Raw genomic sequence first — 16325 nt, forward strand, 5'->3', positions numbered from 1 at the left:
ACAGCGCCCCCCTCTGTCCTGCCGGACATCTCCCCCACTTGGGGGAGATTGGCAGCTTCGCAGTCTCGCCCACCTTACAGCGTTGGTAGTTGGCGAAAGCCGAGGAGATCCGATCTCCCCCCTTGTGGGGGAGATGTCCGGCAGGACAGAGGGGGGCGCTGTCCCGCCAACGTCTGAGGAGAATACTAGGCTCACCACGGCACGACTGTGATCTCCGGCCAGTTTTCCCTGGCGCGGGCACCCTTGTTCTGATGCGTCTGCTGATTGTCCAGCGCCCGGTTCGGCGATATGCGAAATGAGAAGATGTCGTCGAGACCAAACGGCGCCACCAGCTCAAGCCGTCCATCCGCGTCATACCGAACGCCGACCGCATGCGTTTTCGAGGCGAACCAGGACAGCGCCTCGGCGGACGAGGACAGGCTGGGATAGGCGCTGCCGAAGCGCGCCTCGTACCACAGATGCACCCGCGCCTGATTGCGGATCTCGACCGGTAGGGGCAGATCGGCAAAGACCGGCGCGGCGCGGGCGATCACACTGTCCTCGGCCTCGTAGGAGAGATCGCTCTCATCGAAATAGAACAGGTCGACATCCCTGATGCCGTAACCCGACGGCTTTCCCGCCAGATGGTTCCAGACGCTGTTGTAGAGCGCGCCGGAGACGACCAGCCAATCGGGCAAGTCAAGCGTGCGCACCCGCGACTGCGTCTCGCCGATCAGTGGATCGGACGAGACGATATCGAGAAACACCGCCCGTTGAGTTTCGAACGAGAGCCCGGAATAGCGCAGATGGTTCATCGTCCTTTGGAGGGCGATTCGTCACCTGCTGGCAACCCCTCTAGGTCCTCAGCGCGCCATTCGTCTATTGTGCAATTATCGAAAAGGGTGTCGTGACGCCCATTTCTGCAGGGCTAGTTTCGCCCCCGCCCAAGGCTCATTGTTCGGTCGGTCTCGGACCAGAAGACTGGCTCCTCGATTGACGGCCATTCTTCGCCATACACAAAGCCTTCGATCGCATCTAGCTTTCCTTCAATCTCATCGAAGAACAGCACCATGCCGCAAAGAAGCTGGTCAGGTCCAACGCACGCTACCCGAAGCGAACTGAACACCCGACTCTCAAAACGCAATTCCGGGGGAACCGATGAGGGAATGATTGTGGTCATGAACCCTACGGGGTCGTGGCTGCGGTCTTTGACTTTCAGCCCGCTTGCTATGTCAGAAGAAATGCCCGCGAAACGACAGAACTCCCGAACGAAAAACATTTCGAGCGAGGTCAATTTCATCCAGCTATCCCCGCAGCACGCCGCCGGTCTGCTTGTGCACATTCTCGACGATGCGCTTGGCCAACGCCTCGAAATCCTCGTCGGTCAGCGTCTTTTCGAGCGGCTGGATCGACACCTCGATGGCGATGGATTTCTTCGCCGCGCCAAGTGAGGCCCCCTCGAAAACGTCGAACACCGAGACGCCGGAAATCAGCTTCCTGTCGGCGGCAAGGGCGGCGCGAACAAGTGTGCCGGCTTCGATCGCCTTGTCGACGACGAAGGCGAAATCGCGCTTGACCGCCTGGAAGGCGGACAGATCCAGCCTCGGCTTTGTCCGCGTCGGCTTGGCCTTCGGCTCGGGCACGGCATCAATGAAGACCTCGAAGCCACAAAGCGGGCCGGAGACGTCCAGCCCCTCCAACGTCTTCGGGTGGAACTCGCCAAACGTGCCGAGAACGACCTTCGGTCCGAGCTTGATCGTGCCGGAGCGGCCGGGATGATACCAGGCCGGACCGCCTGCCTCGATCTGCAGCCGGTCGACCGGCGCGCCGCAGGCTTCGAGCGCCGCGATCGCATCGGCCTTGGCATCGAACACACCGACCGCGCCGGCATTGCCGGCCCAGTGCCTGCCGGAGCCTTCGAGCCTGGCGGTGCCGCGCCGCACACCGGCGGCAACGCGCCGCTGCTGGTCGGGGCCGTCGCCCTCATAGGTGCCTGACACTTCGAACAGTGCGACGTCGCCGATGCCCTTGTCGGCGTTGCGCTGCGCTGCCGCAATCAGCCCCGGCAGCAACGACGGCCGCATGTCGGACATGTCGCTGGCGATCGGGTTGGCAAGCTTCAGCGCCTGCTGGCCGCCGCCGAACAATTCGGCATGTTTTGCCGGAATGAACGACCAGGTGACGGCCTCCATCATGCCACGCACGGCAAGCGCCCGTTTGGCGGCGCGGGTGCGGACCTGCAGCACAGTCAGGATCTTGGCGTTGACCGCGTCATGGGAGCCGAGCGGCTGTGGCGCGATGTTGTCGACGCCGTGGATGCGCATGACCTCTTCGACCAGGTCGGCCTTCCCATCGACATCCGGCCGCCAGGACGGCACGGTGACATTGACGACATCGCCCATGCCCTCCGGCTTGAAGCCGAGGCGGTCAAGAATGTCGAGGCTTGTCGAGCGCGGCACTTCGATGCCGGTCAGCCGCTTCACTTCCGACAATGGCAACGAGACGATCTTCGGCTGATGGCCGGCATAGCCGACGACGTCGGTTTGCGCCGGCGTGCCGCCGCAGAAATCGAGCACCAGCTTCGTTGCCAGCTCCACACCGGGAACCATCAATTCCGGATCGACGCCGCGTTCGAACCGGTAGCGTGCATCGGTGATGATGCCGAGCGTGCGGCCGGTGCGCGCGGTGGCCATCGGGTCCCAAAGTGCGGACTCGATCAGCACGTCGGTGGTGTTCTCGTCGCAGCCGGAATGCTGACCGCCCATGATGCCGGCGATCGACTCGACACCATCCTCGTCGGCGATGACGCACATCTCCGGCGTCAGCGTGTATTCGCGGCCGTCGAGCGCCAGCACCTTTTCGCCATCACGCGCCCGGCGCACGGTGAGATTGCCGGTGACCTTCCCAGCGTCGAAGACATGCAAGGGCCGGCCACGATCGAAGGTGACGTAGTTGGTGATGTCGACCAGCGCGCTGATCGGCCTCAAGCCTATGGCGATAAGCCTTTGCTGCAGCCATTTCGGCGACGGGCCGTTCTTGACGCCGCGCACCAGGCGCAGTGCAAAACCGGGACAGAGCTCCGGCGCTTCGATCGTCACCTTGACCGGCGTCTCGCCCTTGCCGGGGATCGGCTCTATCGGCTCGCTCTTCAGCGTGCCAAGCCCACTCGCCGCCAGATCGCGGGCGATGCCATAGACGCTGGTCGCATCCGGCCGGTTCGGCGTCAGATTGATCTCGATCAACGGATCGTCGAGATGGGCATAGGCGGCGAAGCTGGTGCCGACCGGTGCGTCGGCAGGCAGGTCGATGATGCCGTCATGCTCCTCGGACAGCTCGAGCTCGCGCTCGGAGCACATCATGCCGTGGCTTTCGACGCCGCGGATCTTGCCGACCGTCAGCGTCACGTCGATGCCGGGAATATAGGTGCCGGGCGCGGCAAAGGCGCCGATCAGGCCGGCCCGCGCATTTGGCGCGCCGCAGACCACCTGCGCAGGCGGCTTGCCGTCGCCGGTGTCGACGGTCAGCACGCGAAGCCGGTCGGCATCGGGATGCTGGACCGCCGTCAGCACCTTGGCGATGACGAAGGGGGTCAGGCTCGCCCGGTCGTCGACATGCTCGACCTCGAGGCCGATCGAGGTGAGACGCTCGACGATTTCCGCCAGCGAGGCGTCGGTCTCAAGGTGGTCCTTGAGCCAGGAGAGGGTGAGTTTCATGACTGTGTTCCGTCTGGTCTTTGCAGGCTGACTGGTCTGGGCACGCTGGTCTTCGGATGTCTCGGCAAGTCGTCGACCATATGCAGGAAGGCAAGCTGCTCGCCCACATAGGCATGGTGCGTCGGCCTGAAAGCGGCCGGCAGGTCCATGGCGCCGAGCATGAAGTAGATGTGGTCCTCCAGCCGCTCATCGACATAGGCAATCGGCGAGCCGCAGACCCCGCAGAAGGAGCGCGTCACCGGCCCGTTCTCGAACATCTTCAGCGCCTTGCCGGTGAAAACGACCTGGCCGGTCATGAAGCCGACAAAGGCCGAGACCGGCGCGCCGCTGGCCCGCCGGCAATCGCCGCAATGGCAATAGCTGACATGGTGCGGTTCGGCCGAGGCCTCGAACCGCACGGCGCCGCAGCGGCAGCCGCCGGTGTGCAGCGCTGTCATGCGCTCAAGCCCCCGAACAGCGTCGGCATGTCGAGCGGCCTAAAACCGTAATGCGACAGCCAGCGGACATCGGCGTCGAAGAAGGCGCGCAGGTCCGGCATGCCGTATTTCAGCATGGCGAGGCGGTCGATGCCCATGCCCCAGGCAAAGCCCTGATACTCGTCGGGGTCGAGACCACCGTAGCGGAGTACATTGGGGTGAACCATGCCGCAGCCGAGGATCTCCATCCAGTCGGAGCCTTCGCCGAAGCGCACCTCGCCCGGCCGCGAACGGTCGCACTGGATGTCGACCTCGAGGCTGGGTTCGGTGAACGGGAAGAAGGACGGTCGGAAGCGCATTTTCACGCTCGGCACCTCGAAGAAGGCCTTGCAGAACTCCTCCAGCACCCACTTCATGTTGGCGACGTTGGCTGATTTGTCGATCACCAGCCCCTCGACCTGATGGAACATCGGCGAGTGGGTGGCATCGGAATCCTGGCGGTAGGTTTTTCCAGGAATGACGATGCGGATCGGCGGCTTCTGCATCTCCATGGTGCGGATCTGCACCGGCGAGGTGTGGGTGCGCAAAAGCTTGCGCTCGCCCTTCTCATCCGGCTGGAAAAAGAAGGTGTCGTGCATCTCGCGCGCCGGATGCCCTTCCGGGAAATTCAGCGCGGAGAAATTGTAATAGTCGGTCTCGATGTCCGGACCTTCGGCGATGGCAAAGCCGAGATCGCCGAAGATCGCCGCGATCTCGTCGATAACTTGGCTGATCGGATGGATGCGGCCGCGCTCGGCCGGCGATTGCCGCACCGGCAGCGTGACGTCGACCTTCTCGGCGGCAAGACGTGCGGAGATCGCCACGTTCTTCAGCTCGGCGCGGCGCGCCGAAAGTGCCTCGGTGACGCGGTTCTTGAGGCCGTTGATCGCCGGGCCTTTGACCTGCCGCTCCTCGGCGCTCATCGAGCCGAGCGTCTTCAGCATCTCGGAGACCGAACCCTTCTTGCCGAGGGCCGAGACACGCACCGCCTCGATCGTCTGCTCGTCGGCGGCCGATGCAATCTCGGCCATCAGGGAATTTTCGAGAGTTTCCATGTCACTCATGTTCCAGACCCGATTGGAAGCAAAGAAAAACCCGCGCCAGCCCTGCCAGCGCGGGTTTCCCAAATCAAGTGTCGAATAGCTTGGGAAGCGCTGGTCTTAAGCGACAGCGCTTTCAAAAGCATTCGGCGTGGTATTCTTGAGGTATTCGAGCGCAACCTTGGCCTTGGCCACGAGTGCGGCGAAGGCCTGCGGCTCGTGGATGGCCATGTCCGACAGGATCTTGCGGTCGATCTCGATGCCGGCCTTGTTGAGACCGTCAATGAAGCGGCCATAGGTCAGGCCATGCTCATGCGTCGCCGCATTGATGCGCTGGATCCACAGAGCGCGGAACGAGCGCTTGCGGTTCTTGCGATCGCGATACGCATACTGCATCGACTTTTCCACCGCCTGCTTGGCGATGCGGATGGTGTTCTTGCGGCGGCCGTAGAAACCCTTGGCGGCTTTCAGAACCTTCTTGTGCTTGGCGTGCGAGGTGACGCCTCTCTTTACGCGTGCCATGTCATGATCTCCTTAACGCTGTCCAGACCGAATGCTCAGAGGCCGTTCGGCAGAAAATTCTTGATGACCTTCTTGCCATCCGGTTCAGCCAGAACCATCGTGCCGCGGGCATTTCGAATGAACTTGTTGGAACGCTTGATCATGCCGTGACGCTTGCCGGCCGCAGCCGACAGAACTTTACCGGTACCTGTGATCTTGAACCGCTTCTTAGCGGCCGACTTGGTCTTCATCTTGGGCATTTTGCTACTCCGTTTATATGCGCACCAATGCGCTTTTTGTTCGCTTCAGGCCGACCACAGCCCGAAAAGCAAATGAAACCGCCACGGCATGCCCTGCCGGGCGGTTTTTTAGGAACGGCGGTCCTATACGTCAAAGCGGGCCGGCGCGCAACACCCAGTGGTCACGGGAAACGGAACAGCACCGGCAGTATGCCAGCCTGCTGGGCGCCGTCGATCAGTTCGAAGGCCGGCAAGGCAACCAGGAACACCAGACCGTCGAGCAGCGTGGTCAAGAGCAGGCGCGGCTTGAAGCCGCCGGTATTGCCCTCCTGATACAGCGAAAGCTTCGGAAAGAAGCGCGGTACCCGCGCCACATAAGCCTCGAATGGGGCGCCGAGTGCGTATCTCAGGTACTTCTCCTCGCGCAAAATGACGATATGGAAGGCGGCAGCGCACAGGACTGCAAAGCCGATCATGGCGGTGACCGAGCCGATCTGCGCGCCGACGCCGGCGGCCGCCACGGTGGAGAAGACATAGAGCGGGTTGCGGGTGATCGAATAGGGCCCGCCGGTAACGACTTCGGAGGATTTTCGCCCACCGATATAGAGCGTCGACCACAAGCGTCCGACAATGCCGAGAAAGATCAGCAGGATGCCGACCATTTCGATCGTTTCATGCACTGGCGTATCGGGCGGAAAAACCGACTGCCCGAACAAAAGCATCGCGAACAGGACGACGACGACCCCGGCAAGCACCATCCTGCGCGTGTGCTGGTAGCTGCCCAGCCCATATTTGGCTTCCGGATGTTTGACTTCCGAATGCTTGACTTCATTGACCATGTCGGGAATCCGATCGTCGAGGGAACCAGAGCGTCTTCGCTCTCGCCGGCGATCGCAGCGTCTGGACAAGAAACAGGCGCCCCGCCGATCGCCGGGACGCCTTGCAACATGATTCAGGCAGATTTTAGCGGGGCGCCAGCACCATCATCATCTGGCGGCCTTCGAGCTTCGGTTCGGCTTCGACCTTGGCGATGGGCGCCACTTCCTCGCGAACCTTGTTCAGAAGCTGCATGCCGAGTTCCATATGCGCCATCTCGCGACCACGGAAACGCAAAGTCAGCTTGACCTTGTCGCCTTCCTCGAAAAAGCGCCGGACGGCCTTCATCTTCGTCTCGTAGTCGTGGCTGTCGATGTTCGGGCGCATCTTGATCTCCTTGATCTCGATGACCTTCTGGTTCTTGCGCGCCTCGGCCGCCTTCTTCTGGTTGGCGTATTTCAGCTTGCCGAGATCGAGGATCTTTACGACGGGCGGCACTGCATTGGGCGATATCTCGACCAGATCGAGCCCAGCCTCTTCGGCGAGCAGCAATGCGTCGTTGATGGAGACATCGCCGCGGTTCTGGCCTTCGGCGTCGATTAGCTGGACCCGGGGAACCCGGATGTCGCGATTTGAGCGCGGGCCTTCCTTGGTGGGCGCCGCTGCTTTGAAAGGTCTGCGAATGGTCGTGGTCTCCTTGAGCCGTTTCGTTAAGGGGTTCTTCAGTTCAGATTGCGAACGCGCAATGTGGTGAGCGCGCGGTCGGAGTCAATAGCACAGCATTCTCAGGAAATCACCTGCTCGATGAATGCATCGCTGCACCAAGCAAAGAAAACGCAGAGCACTTTTCGTCGAACCCCCGCTTGTGCCAAAACACCGTCACGAGGGAACACGTCATGAGCGCCACCACCCCGATCTTTCTGGACGTCGACGGGACGAGCATCGCCGTCAGGCATGCGGCAGGCACTGAGCCCGGCATCGTCTGGCTTGGCGGCTACAAATCCGACATGCTGGGCACCAAGGCCGAAACGCTGTCGGAATGGGCGCTTGGGGAAGGTCGCGCCTTCCTGCGCCACGATTATTCCGGCCATGGCGAGTCAGGCGGCGCCTTTACCGACGGCACCATCTCGAAATGGCTAGACGAGAGCCTGGCGGTTTTCCGCCGCTTCACCCAGGGCAGGCAAATCCTGGTCGGCTCGTCGATGGGCGCCTGGATTGCGCTGCGCATGGTGCAGGAATTGCGCAAGGCGGCCGAGAACAGCGTCGCCGGTCTTGTGCTCCTGGCCCCGGCGCCTGATTTCACCTTCGAACTGATCGAGCCGGTGCTGACTGAGGCGCAGAAGCGCGACCTCCGGGAAAAGGGCCTTTTCGAGGAGCCGTCGGACTATTCCGCCGAGCCTTACATTTACACGCGCGCACTGATCGAGGACGGCCGCACCAACCGGGTGATGACCGGCCCGATCGACACGCATTGCCCGGTCCACATCCTGCAAGGCCTGGCTGACCCCGACGTGCCGCCGAGCCATGCGCTGAAGCTCGTCGGCCTGCTTCCGGCCGACGATGTCACGCTGTCACTCATTCCCGACGGCGACCACCGCCTGTCGCGGCCGCAGGATCTGGACATGCTGGTGCGGGCGATCGACGCGATGGTGCGGCAGGCCGGGTAGCCGCCGTTGATCGCGGCCATAGATCGCAGATGCTGCAACTGAAGGTATTCAGCCGTTGCGGAATGTATAAGCATATCCGTTGATGGCCGGAGCGCCGCCGAGGTGGGCGTAGAGCACTTTCGATCCCTTGGGAAAGTAACCCTTCTCCACGAGATCGATCATGCCCTGCATGGATTTTCCCTCGTAGACCGGATCCGTGATCATGCCTTCAAGGCGCGCGCAGAGACGGATCGCTGCCTTCGTCTCCTGCGAGGGGACGCCGTAGACCGGATAGGCATAATCTTCGATCAAGACGACATCGTCCTCATCGAGCTCCTTGCCGAGTTCGACCAGCATCGCGGTGCTCTGCGCGATCTTCAGCACTTGCGCCTTGGTCGGCGCCGGGGTGCAGGATGCGTCGATGCCGATCACCTTGCGCTCGCGGCCGTCCTTGGCGAAGCCGACCAGCATGCCGGCATGAGTCGAACCGGTGACGGTACAAACGACGATGTAGTCGAAGGCAAAACCGAGCTCCTTCTCCTGCGCGCGGACCTCCTCGGCGAAGCCGACATAGCCCAGGCCCCCATATTTGTGTACCGAAGCCCCGGCCGGAATTGGATAGGGTCTGCCACCCTTGGCCTTCACATCCGCGATTGCCTGTTCCCAGCTTTCCCTAATCCCGATGTCGAAACCCTCATCGACCATCTGGACATCAGCGCCCATGATCCGGCTCAAAAGGATATTGCCGACGCGATCGTAGACGGCGTCCTCGTGGGGCACCCAGCTTTCCTGCACGAGGCGGCATTTCATGCCGATCTTCGCCGCGACGGCCGCCACCATGCGCGTATGGTTGGATTGAACGCCACCGATCGACACCAGCGTGTCGGCGTTTGAGGCGATCGCGTCCGGGACGATGTATTCGAGCTTGCGCAGTTTATTGCCACCGAAGGCAAGGCCGGAATTGCAATCCTCCCGCTTGGCATAGAGATCGACCTTCCCGCCGAGATGACCACCAAGCCGCTCCAGTTTCTCGATATGGGTCGGCCCGAAAGTGAGCGGATAGCGTTCGAATTTCTCGAGCATGAGAGTGCCCTCCCTTGTTCCATTCATTGCGGTGTGGTGCGATGAACACTATCAGCTCTGCCTTGAAAGGTGCTCTCAAAGATCGAGCCTGAAATGTCCAAAATATCGCTTCATGGCATTGAAATGTCATATATATTCGATTCTTAATTAGAATAACGGAAGAATCTTTCATGCGCGCACCGCTCGACCGGATCGACCTGAAAATGTTGCGCCTGCTCCAGGGCAATGGGCGACTGACCAATGCGGAGCTGGCGCAGTCGGTCGCTGTCAGCCCGGCGACGTGCCACCGCCGGACGCAACGCCTGTTCGATGAAGGCTACATCAGCCATGTCAGAGCGATGGTGACCCCGCAGAAGGTCGACAGAGGCGCGTTGGTGATGGTTGGCGTCGTACTCGACCGTTCGACCCCGGAGAGTTTCGCGGAATTCGAAAAGGCCGTCGCCAAACTGAAATTCATCCTCGACTGCCATCTGGTGGCAGGCGACTTCGATTATTTTCTGAAGATCAGGGTTGGTGACATGGCGGATTTCAACCGAATCCACGGGGACCAATTGATCGCACTGCCCGGCGTTCGCCAGACGAGAACCTTCTTCGTGATGAAAGAAGTCGTCGACAATGCGCCTCTGGATTTTTGAACGGACGGCTTCGAAGCGTCAAACCATTGCACTCAGCCAGCAGACGCGATCGGCGCTGGATTTTCACTACAGAACCGTCGGCGGCATTGCCACCTTACGGGCCTGGCTGCTCTTTTCCTCGATACGCTCAAAAAGCGATAATCATTTCAGCCGCTTGTCCGGTTTTGGCGATTGCTGTCTTGAATCGCCGTTTTCTTCATCCCATTTCGATTCCACGCAGCCGGATTTGGCTGTCTCCAACTGAAGGATTGGGAGAAAATGAACACATCTGCATTGATCCGTCCGGCTTGGACGCCGGCGACCATCGCGTTGATGGTGATCGGGTTCATGGTGTTCTGGCCGCTCGGCTTCGCCATGCTCGCCTACATCATCTGGGGCGACCGGCTCGAAGGCTTCAAGCGTGACGTCAACCGCGCGACCGACGGCATCTTCGCCGGCTGCCGCCGCCGTTCCGACAAGGCCGCGCGCTGGGGCCATGGCTCCGCCCGTACCGGCAACGTCGCTTTCGACGACTGGCGCGAAAAGGAACTCGAGCGGCTGGCCGAAGAGCGCCGCAAGCTCGACGAGATGCTGGGCGAGTTCGACGACTATGCGCGCGAATTGCGCCGCGCCAAGGACCAGGACGAGTTCGACCGCTTCATGGCCAATCGCAACAAGCCGACGTCGCCCACGACCACCGGGCCGACGACCAACAACAAACCCAGCGGCAAGTCCACGCCAGGCCTGCTCGACGAGTAAAGGTCCTTGCCCCGATAAATAATTCAAAAACGGCGTCGCGTCAGCGGCGCCGTTTCTTTTTTGTTCTATTCGTTTCCCTCGAATCGCGTATCGTCCCGGCATGTCCTTCGGCTTCTTCCGCACCCCGGCGAAACCCAAGCCCACGCCCGTCGTGGAGCGCGAGCATTGCGTTGCCGGCCGCACGCTGCCGCTCAAGATCGTCGAGAACGACCGCGCCCGCCGCCTGACGCTGCGCATCGACTCCGGCGGCCGCGGCCTGCGCATCACCGTGCCGCCGGGGCTGCGCCGCGGCGAGGTGGAAAAATTCCTCGACCGCCATCAGGACTGGCTGGAGCAAAGGCTGGCCAAGGTGCCCAACCGGCCGCAGGTGCGGCCCGGCATCAAGGTACCGGTGCGCGGCGTACCGCATCGCATCGTCCATGAACCGTCGAAACGCGGCACCGTCACGTTATCGCGCGACGAGCGCGGGCCGCTGATGATCGTGCATGGCGAGCGTGTGCATCTGCCGCGCCGCATCGCCGATTTCCTCAAGCGCGAAGCCAAGCGCGAGATCGAGGCGCTGGTGACCAAGCACAGCGCCGCGATTGGCAAGCGGGCCAAGGCGATCCGTTTCAAGGACACGTCGAGCCGCTGGGGATCCTGCACGTCGGACGGCAATCTGTCGTTTTCCTGGCGCATCATGATGGCGCCGCGGCCGGTCATAAACTACCTCGTCGCGCACGAAGTGGCGCATCTCAAGGAGATGAACCACGGCCCGAAATTCTGGAAATTATGCGAGCAGCTTTGCCCGGACACCGAGCGCTGCAAGGACTGGCTCAAGCGCAATGGCGGCGCGCTGCAGGCGATCGCGTTCGAGTGATTGATGCCTGCGCGGATCGAATACCGGCTGATTGGAGCGGGCTGGGCGATGTCACGGTTGGGGACCTTCAGGCGACCGTGGCGGCGTCTTATCTGGGCGATGCCCTCAACGAGCTGCTTGGCGCTACGCTGAACGCGCTGAAAGGCACCAGGTATTCGGTCGCACGCTTCTGTGATGAACCCGGTGAGTATCGCTTCGTCCTGGTGCCGGAAGGCGCTTTTGTCAGAGTGCAGATACTGGAATTTTCAGAAATCTGGTCTGACGAGCCAGACGACTTCGGCGAGGTGAAACTTGAAGCCACATGCGGGTTGCGAGAGTTTGCAGAAGCAGTTCTCAGTGCCGCGCGTGAGGTTTTGAACACACATGGCCTCGAAGGTTACAAGGAAAACTGGCGCAAACATGACTTTCCGTTGGAGGCCATGAACAACCTAAGTCGCGCGTTGAGAGGAGGAACACTCCATTGACAGAGTGCGCTTTTGATCAGGGCTTAATTGCTCAATCGTCATTCGCCGCGTTCAACTCCTCCGGCCGCAATCCCTCATCGGCGTGGCGCGGCCAGGGCAGGAAATCCTTCTCGAAGCCATCGTTGCTGAAATAAACCAGCGCCCGGTGGGCCTCGGCGCCGTTGAAGGCTGCCTTGTCCATCAAATGAGCGATGACCTCATGGGCCTGCGCCAGCTTTTGCCTGAGTTCCGCGACGGTCTTTTCCGGCATGGTCTTTGTTCTCCCGCCTCTGTGCCTGAGCAAGTAGCGCGTTCCGCTCTTACATTAGCAAGGTAGCGCGTTCCGCGCTGGCGGCAAACAGGATGCTTTTTCTCGACTCTTTGGCCGTTTCGTGCCAATCCCCGCGCCATGACGCTCGACATCAAGATATGCGGGTTGAAGACCGACAAGGCACTGGCTGCGGCATTGGCCGGCGGCGCCAGCCATGTCGGCTTCATTTTCTTTGCCAAAAGCCCGCGCTATGTCGAGCTGGCGGAAGCCGGCCGCCTGCGCGAAGCGGCGCGCGGCAAGGCCAAGGCGGTTGCCGTGACGGTCGACGCCAGCGATGCGTTCCTGGATGAGATCGTCGAAAAGATGCAGCCCGACATGCTGCAGCTTCACGGCGCCGAGCCGCCCGAGCGGGTGGCCGAGGTGAAGGCCCGCTACGGCTTGCCGGTGATGAAGGCGCTGCCGGTCAGCGAGGCTGCCGATCTCGGGCGGGTCAAACCCTTCATCGGCATTGCCGACCGCTTCCTGTTCGATGCCAAGCCGCCTAAGGGTTCGGAATTGCCGGGCGGCAACGGTCTTGCCTTCGACTGGCGCATTCTGGCTGGCCTTGACGCCGGCGTCGATTACATGCTTTCCGGTGGGCTCAATGCCGGCAATATCGGCGACGCCTTTCGGCTGGCGAACCCGCCCGGAATAGATGTTTCCTCGGGCGTGGAGAGCGAGCCGGGCGTCAAGGAACCGGCGCTGATCGAACAATTTTTCCGCGCCGTCGGGGCAGCACGCGACAACCGCGCCGCCTGACCACGCTTCAAACCACAGACCAGGAGATCGGCGATGGACAAGCCGGCGATACCGAATTCCTTCCGCACCGGCCCCGACGAGCAGGGCATGTTCGGCATTTTTGGCGGTCGTTTCGTTGCCGAAACGCTGATGCCGCTGATCCTCGAGCTGGAGCGGCACTGGAACGAGGTCAAGAACGACCCGGATTTCAAGGCCGAACTGACCGATCTCTCGACGCATTATGCCGGGCGGCCGTCGAAGCTCTATTTCGCCGAAGGCCTGACCAGGCATCTTCGTGAGGTGTCCTCGGCGAAGGGCCTCGGCGGCGGCGCAAAGGTCTATTTCAAGCGCGAGGACCTGAACCACACCGGCTCGCACAAGATCAACAACTGCCTCGGCCAGATCCTGCTCGCCAAGCGCATGGGCAAGACGAGGATCATCGCCGAGACCGGTGCCGGCCAGCATGGCGTCGCTTCCGCTACGGTGGCGGCGCGTTTCGGCCTTCCCTGTATCGTCTATATGGGTGCAACCGATGTTGCCCGGCAAAGCCCCAACGTCTTTCGCATGAAGCTTTTGGGCGCCGAGGTGCGGCCGGTAACCGCCGGCCACGGCACGCTGAAGGACGCCATGAACGAGGCCCTGCGCGACTGGGTGACCAATGTCGAGGACACCTATTACCTGATCGGCACCGCCGCCGGCCCGCATCCCTATCCGGAGCTGGTGCGCGACTTCCAGTCGGTGATCGGCACCGAGGCGCGTGCTCAGATCCTCGAACAGGAAGGCCGGCTGCCCGACACGATCATCGCCGCTGTCGGTGGTGGCTCGAATGCCATTGGCCTGTTCCATCCCTTCCTCGACGACAGGCAGGTCCGCATCATCGGTGTCGAAGCCGGCGGCCGCGGCCTCGACGGCATCGAGCATTGCGCTTCTATGAGTGCCGGCGCGCCCGGCGTGCTGCATGGCAACCGCACCTATCTGCTGCAGAACGCCGACGGCCAGATCATGGATGGCCATTCGATCTCGGCCGGTCTCGACTATCCCGGCGTCGGTCCCGAGCATTCGTGGCTGCGCGATTCCGGCCGCGTCGACTATGTGCCGATCCTCGACGACGAAGCGCTGGAGGCGTTTCAGCTGACGACGCGCGTCGAAGGCATCATCCCGGCGCTGGAATCCGCCCACGCCATCGCCCATGCGGTGAAGATCGTGCCTGATATGGACAAGGACCAGATCGTCATCGTCAATCTGTCCGGACGCGGCGACAAGGACGTGCATACGGTGGCCAATATGCTGGGCATGGAGATCTGATCATGACCACGCGCATCGACCGCCGCATGGCGAAGCTGAAGGCCGAAGGGCGCCCGGCGCTCGTCACCTATTTCATGGGCGGCGACCCCGACTACGACACGTCGCTGTCAATCATGAAGGCGCTGCCCGGCGCCGGCAGCGACATTATCGAGCTCGGCATGCCGTTTTCCGATCCGATGGCCGACGGCCCGGCGATCCAGGCGGCCGGCCTGCGCGCGCTGAAGGGCGGCCAGACTCTGGTCAAGACGCTGAAGATGGCCTCGGAATTCCGCGCCGGCGACAGTGAAACGCCGATCGTTTTGATGGGCTATTACAATCCGATCTACATCTACGGTGTCGAGCGCTTCCTGAGCGACGCGCTGGCAAGTGGCATCGACGGGCTGATCGTCGTCGACCTGCCACCGGAGATGGACGAGGAGCTTTGCATCCCGGCACTCAAGGCCGGCATCAATTTCATCCGGCTGGCGACGCCGACCACCGATGACAAGCGCCTGCCCAAGGTGCTGCAGAACACGTCGGGTTTCGTCTACTACGTCTCGATGACCGGCATCACCGGTTCGGCGCTGGCCGACACCGGCAAGGTGGCGGCAGCGGTCAAGCGCATCAAGAGCCATACCGACCTACCGGTCTGCGTCGGCTTCGGCGTCAAGACCGCCGAGCAGGCGCGCACCATCGGCGCGTCGGCCGACGGCGTCGTCGTCGGCACCGCGATCGTCAATGCGGTCGCCAACGTGCTGGGGCCGAAAGGCGAAAAGACTGCCGATCCGGCCGAGGCCGTCGCCACGCTGGTCAGCGGCCTTTCGCAAGGGGTGCGGGCCGCCCGCCTTGCTGCCGCCGAATAGTCTTCCTACGTCTTCGTAAGGACAGGAGCCGAAGCGATGAACTGGATCACCAATTACGTCCGCCCGAAGATCAATTCGATGCTCGGCCGCCGCACCGACATGCCGGAAAACCTGTGGATCAAGGATCCCGAGACCGGCGAAATGGTGTTCCACAAGGATCTGGAGCAGAATCAGTTCGTCATCCCGTCCTCCGGCCACCATATGAAAATCTCGGCCAAGGAACGGCTGAAATTCTTCCTCGATGACGGCAAATACGAAACGCTCGAGAACCCCAAGGTGGTGCAGGATCCACTCAAGTTCCGCGACGAGAAGCGCTATGTAGACCGGCTGAAGGATGCCAAGGCCAAGACCGGCCTGGAAGATGCCATCATCAATGCGCTGGGCACGGTAGAGGGCCTGCCGGTGGTGGTGACGGTGCAGGATTTTGCCTTCATGGGCGGGTCGCTCGGCATGGCGGCCGGCGACGCCATTGTGCATGGTTTCGAGGTCGCCTTGCAGCGCAAGCGGCCGCTGATCCTGTTTGCGGCCTCCGGCGGCGCCCGCATGCAGGAAGGCATCCTGTCGCTCATGCAGCTGCCGCGGACCACGATTGGCGTCGACAGGCTGAAGGAGGCCGGCCTTCCCTACATCGTCGTCCTGACCAACCCGACGACCGGCGGCGTCACCGCCTCTTACGCCATGCTGGGCGACGTGCACATTGCCGAGCCCGGGGCGCTGATCGGCTTTGCCGGACCGCGCGTCATCGAGCAGACCATCCGCGAAAAGCTGCCCGACGGCTTCCAGCGCGCCGAATATCTGATGGAACACGGCATGGTCGACATGGTGGTGTCGCGGCTGGAGATGCGCCAGACGGTTGCGCGGCTGCTGAGAATGCTGCTCAAGCTGCCGGAAGAGCAAAAACCACAGGAGCCGGAAATCCTGCCGCCGGTGGCGATCCCGGCCGAAGCCCGGCCGCAAGCCTGACGCGACATCAGGCGGCGCGA

Annotated in this window: 21 protein-coding genes; 10 read left to right on the forward strand and 11 right to left on the reverse strand. The window is 62.1% G+C overall.

Annotated features, from left to right (window positions below; translation table 11 throughout):
- Positions 1–191: 191 nt before the first annotated feature.
- From NKJ08_RS00635 to infC, 9 genes are all read right to left on the reverse strand, one after another.
- Positions 192–794, reverse strand: a complete 603-nt coding sequence (locus tag NKJ08_RS00635) for a nucleotidyltransferase family protein (protein ID WP_352780796.1) — start codon at positions 792–794, stop codon at positions 192–194.
- Positions 795–907: 113 nt separating this feature from the next.
- Positions 908–1279 carry a hypothetical protein gene (locus tag NKJ08_RS00640; RefSeq protein ID WP_352522436.1) on the reverse strand — a complete coding sequence of 124 codons (372 nt, stop codon included), beginning with the start codon at positions 1277–1279 and terminating at the stop codon, positions 908–910.
- 4 nt (positions 1280–1283) lie between these two features.
- Entirely contained in the window at positions 1284–3692 is a 2409-nt protein-coding gene (gene pheT, locus NKJ08_RS00645; RefSeq protein WP_352780798.1) for a phenylalanine--tRNA ligase subunit beta, read from the reverse strand.
- Positions 3689–4129, reverse strand: coding sequence for a GFA family protein (locus tag NKJ08_RS00650; protein ID WP_352780800.1), 441 nt, complete (start codon positions 4127–4129; stop codon positions 3689–3691). Before NKJ08_RS00650 ends, pheT begins: the two co-directional genes overlap by 4 nt.
- Positions 4126–5211 carry a phenylalanine--tRNA ligase subunit alpha gene (gene pheS, locus NKJ08_RS00655; RefSeq protein WP_352522433.1) on the reverse strand — a complete coding sequence of 362 codons (1086 nt, stop codon included), beginning with the start codon at positions 5209–5211 and terminating at the stop codon, positions 4126–4128. Before pheS ends, NKJ08_RS00650 begins: the two co-directional genes overlap by 4 nt.
- Positions 5212–5307: 96 nt before the next feature.
- Positions 5308–5709, reverse strand: a complete 402-nt coding sequence (gene rplT, locus NKJ08_RS00660) for a 50S ribosomal protein L20 (protein ID WP_352522431.1) — start codon at positions 5707–5709, stop codon at positions 5308–5310.
- A gap of 35 nt (positions 5710–5744) precedes the next feature.
- Complete coding sequence (gene rpmI / locus NKJ08_RS00665) at positions 5745–5948, reverse strand: 50S ribosomal protein L35 (RefSeq protein WP_006201248.1); 204 nt, start codon at positions 5946–5948, stop codon at positions 5745–5747.
- A gap of 161 nt (positions 5949–6109) precedes the next feature.
- Complete coding sequence (locus NKJ08_RS00670; protein WP_352780802.1) at positions 6110–6766, reverse strand: methyltransferase family protein; 657 nt, start codon at positions 6764–6766, stop codon at positions 6110–6112.
- A gap of 124 nt (positions 6767–6890) precedes the next feature.
- Positions 6891–7427 (reverse strand): translation initiation factor IF-3, encoded by a 537-nt coding sequence (infC, locus tag NKJ08_RS00675; protein WP_023677573.1) that lies wholly within the window; start codon positions 7425–7427, stop codon positions 6891–6893.
- Positions 7428–7639: 212 nt separating this feature from the next.
- Between infC and NKJ08_RS00680 the strand changes: the two genes are divergently transcribed.
- The gene (locus NKJ08_RS00680) at positions 7640–8410 is read left to right on the forward strand and encodes an alpha/beta hydrolase (protein WP_352780804.1); all 771 of its coding nucleotides are present in this window, start codon (positions 7640–7642) and stop codon (positions 8408–8410) included.
- A gap of 48 nt (positions 8411–8458) precedes the next feature.
- Here NKJ08_RS00680 and NKJ08_RS00685 read toward each other — a convergent pair whose 3' ends face one another.
- Positions 8459–9472, reverse strand: a complete 1014-nt coding sequence (locus tag NKJ08_RS00685) for a 1-aminocyclopropane-1-carboxylate deaminase (RefSeq protein ID WP_352780806.1) — start codon at positions 9470–9472, stop codon at positions 8459–8461.
- A 170-nt stretch (positions 9473–9642) separates the two neighbouring features.
- Between NKJ08_RS00685 and NKJ08_RS00690 the strand changes: the two genes are divergently transcribed.
- The 5 genes from NKJ08_RS00690 to NKJ08_RS00710 all read left to right on the forward strand — a co-directional run bounded on the left by NKJ08_RS00690 (position 9643) and on the right by NKJ08_RS00710 (position 12168).
- Positions 9643–10107, forward strand: coding sequence for an Lrp/AsnC ligand binding domain-containing protein (locus NKJ08_RS00690; RefSeq protein WP_352522427.1), 465 nt, complete (start codon positions 9643–9645; stop codon positions 10105–10107).
- A complete protein-coding gene (locus NKJ08_RS00695) occupies positions 10088–10351 on the forward strand; it encodes a hypothetical protein (protein ID WP_352522426.1) in 264 nt (87 codons plus the stop codon). Before NKJ08_RS00690 ends, NKJ08_RS00695 begins: the two co-directional genes overlap by 20 nt.
- A 14-nt stretch (positions 10352–10365) precedes the next feature.
- Positions 10366–10845, forward strand: a complete 480-nt coding sequence (locus tag NKJ08_RS00700; protein ID WP_352780808.1) for a DUF2852 domain-containing protein — start codon at positions 10366–10368, stop codon at positions 10843–10845.
- Positions 10846–10945: 100 nt separating this feature from the next.
- The gene (locus NKJ08_RS00705) at positions 10946–11704 is read left to right on the forward strand and encodes a M48 family metallopeptidase (protein WP_023677568.1); all 759 of its coding nucleotides are present in this window, start codon (positions 10946–10948) and stop codon (positions 11702–11704) included.
- Positions 11701–12168, forward strand: a complete 468-nt coding sequence (locus NKJ08_RS00710) for a hypothetical protein (protein WP_352780811.1) — start codon at positions 11701–11703, stop codon at positions 12166–12168. The genes NKJ08_RS00705 and NKJ08_RS00710 overlap by 4 nt, the downstream gene beginning before the upstream one ends.
- A 31-nt stretch (positions 12169–12199) precedes the next feature.
- On the opposite strand, the gene NKJ08_RS00715 is transcribed toward NKJ08_RS00710, so the two are convergent.
- Positions 12200–12418: a hypothetical protein gene (locus NKJ08_RS00715; RefSeq protein WP_352780814.1), complete on the reverse strand. Its 219-nt coding sequence runs from the start codon at positions 12416–12418 to the stop codon at positions 12200–12202.
- Positions 12419–12556: 138 nt separating this feature from the next.
- Here NKJ08_RS00715 and NKJ08_RS00720 point away from each other — a divergent pair, with 138 nt between their 5' ends.
- Genes NKJ08_RS00720 through accD form a run of 4 tightly spaced genes read left to right on the forward strand, consistent with a single transcriptional unit; the run spans position 12557 to position 16305 of the window.
- Complete coding sequence (locus NKJ08_RS00720; protein WP_352780816.1) at positions 12557–13216, forward strand: phosphoribosylanthranilate isomerase; 660 nt, start codon at positions 12557–12559, stop codon at positions 13214–13216.
- A gap of 33 nt (positions 13217–13249) precedes the next feature.
- On the forward strand, positions 13250–14500 hold the full coding sequence (gene trpB, locus NKJ08_RS00725) for a tryptophan synthase subunit beta (RefSeq protein ID WP_352780819.1): 1251 nt from the start codon (positions 13250–13252) through the stop codon (positions 14498–14500).
- A gap of 2 nt (positions 14501–14502) precedes the next feature.
- Complete coding sequence (gene trpA / locus NKJ08_RS00730) at positions 14503–15342, forward strand: tryptophan synthase subunit alpha (protein ID WP_352522420.1); 840 nt, start codon at positions 14503–14505, stop codon at positions 15340–15342.
- Between the two features lie 36 nt (positions 15343–15378).
- Positions 15379–16305 (forward strand): acetyl-CoA carboxylase, carboxyltransferase subunit beta, encoded by a 927-nt coding sequence (gene accD / locus NKJ08_RS00735; protein ID WP_352522419.1) that lies wholly within the window; start codon positions 15379–15381, stop codon positions 16303–16305.
- Positions 16306–16325 lie beyond the last annotated feature (20 nt).

The sequence above is a fragment of the Mesorhizobium sp. M0244 genome (assembly GCF_040321795.1).
Classification (GTDB): Bacteria; Pseudomonadota; Alphaproteobacteria; order Rhizobiales; family Rhizobiaceae; genus Mesorhizobium.

Bases quoted from the DNA above. Each gene is read 5' to 3' on its own strand.
- NKJ08_RS00670 (WP_352780802.1), bottom strand. From the start codon at position 6,766: ATGGTCAATGAAGTCAAGCATTCGGAAGTCAAACATCCGGAAGCCAAA.
- trpB (WP_352780819.1), top strand. From the start codon at position 13,250: ATGGACAAGCCGGCGATACCGAATTCCTTCCGCACCGGCCCCGACGAG.
- NKJ08_RS00690 (WP_352522427.1), top strand. From the start codon at position 9,643: ATGCGCGCACCGCTCGACCGGATCGACCTGAAAATGTTGCGCCTGCTC.
- accD (WP_352522419.1), top strand. From the start codon at position 15,379: ATGAACTGGATCACCAATTACGTCCGCCCGAAGATCAATTCGATGCTC.
- pheS (WP_352522433.1), bottom strand. From the start codon at position 5,211: ATGAGTGACATGGAAACTCTCGAAAATTCCCTGATGGCCGAGATTGCA.
- rpmI (WP_006201248.1), bottom strand. From the start codon at position 5,948: ATGCCCAAGATGAAGACCAAGTCGGCCGCTAAGAAGCGGTTCAAGATC.
- NKJ08_RS00685 (WP_352780806.1), bottom strand. From the start codon at position 9,472: ATGCTCGAGAAATTCGAACGCTATCCGCTCACTTTCGGGCCGACCCAT.
- NKJ08_RS00650 (WP_352780800.1), bottom strand. From the start codon at position 4,129: ATGACAGCGCTGCACACCGGCGGCTGCCGCTGCGGCGCCGTGCGGTTC.
- NKJ08_RS00640 (WP_352522436.1), bottom strand. From the start codon at position 1,279: ATGAAATTGACCTCGCTCGAAATGTTTTTCGTTCGGGAGTTCTGTCGT.
- NKJ08_RS00715 (WP_352780814.1), bottom strand. From the start codon at position 12,418: ATGCCGGAAAAGACCGTCGCGGAACTCAGGCAAAAGCTGGCGCAGGCC.
- NKJ08_RS00680 (WP_352780804.1), top strand. From the start codon at position 7,640: ATGAGCGCCACCACCCCGATCTTTCTGGACGTCGACGGGACGAGCATC.
- NKJ08_RS00705 (WP_023677568.1), top strand. From the start codon at position 10,946: ATGTCCTTCGGCTTCTTCCGCACCCCGGCGAAACCCAAGCCCACGCCC.
- NKJ08_RS00635 (WP_352780796.1), bottom strand. From the start codon at position 794: ATGAACCATCTGCGCTATTCCGGGCTCTCGTTCGAAACTCAACGGGCG.
- pheT (WP_352780798.1), bottom strand. From the start codon at position 3,692: ATGAAACTCACCCTCTCCTGGCTCAAGGACCACCTTGAGACCGACGCC.
- trpA (WP_352522420.1), top strand. From the start codon at position 14,503: ATGACCACGCGCATCGACCGCCGCATGGCGAAGCTGAAGGCCGAAGGG.
- NKJ08_RS00700 (WP_352780808.1), top strand. From the start codon at position 10,366: ATGAACACATCTGCATTGATCCGTCCGGCTTGGACGCCGGCGACCATC.
- NKJ08_RS00695 (WP_352522426.1), top strand. From the start codon at position 10,088: ATGCGCCTCTGGATTTTTGAACGGACGGCTTCGAAGCGTCAAACCATT.
- NKJ08_RS00720 (WP_352780816.1), top strand. From the start codon at position 12,557: ATGACGCTCGACATCAAGATATGCGGGTTGAAGACCGACAAGGCACTG.
- rplT (WP_352522431.1), bottom strand. From the start codon at position 5,709: ATGGCACGCGTAAAGAGAGGCGTCACCTCGCACGCCAAGCACAAGAAG.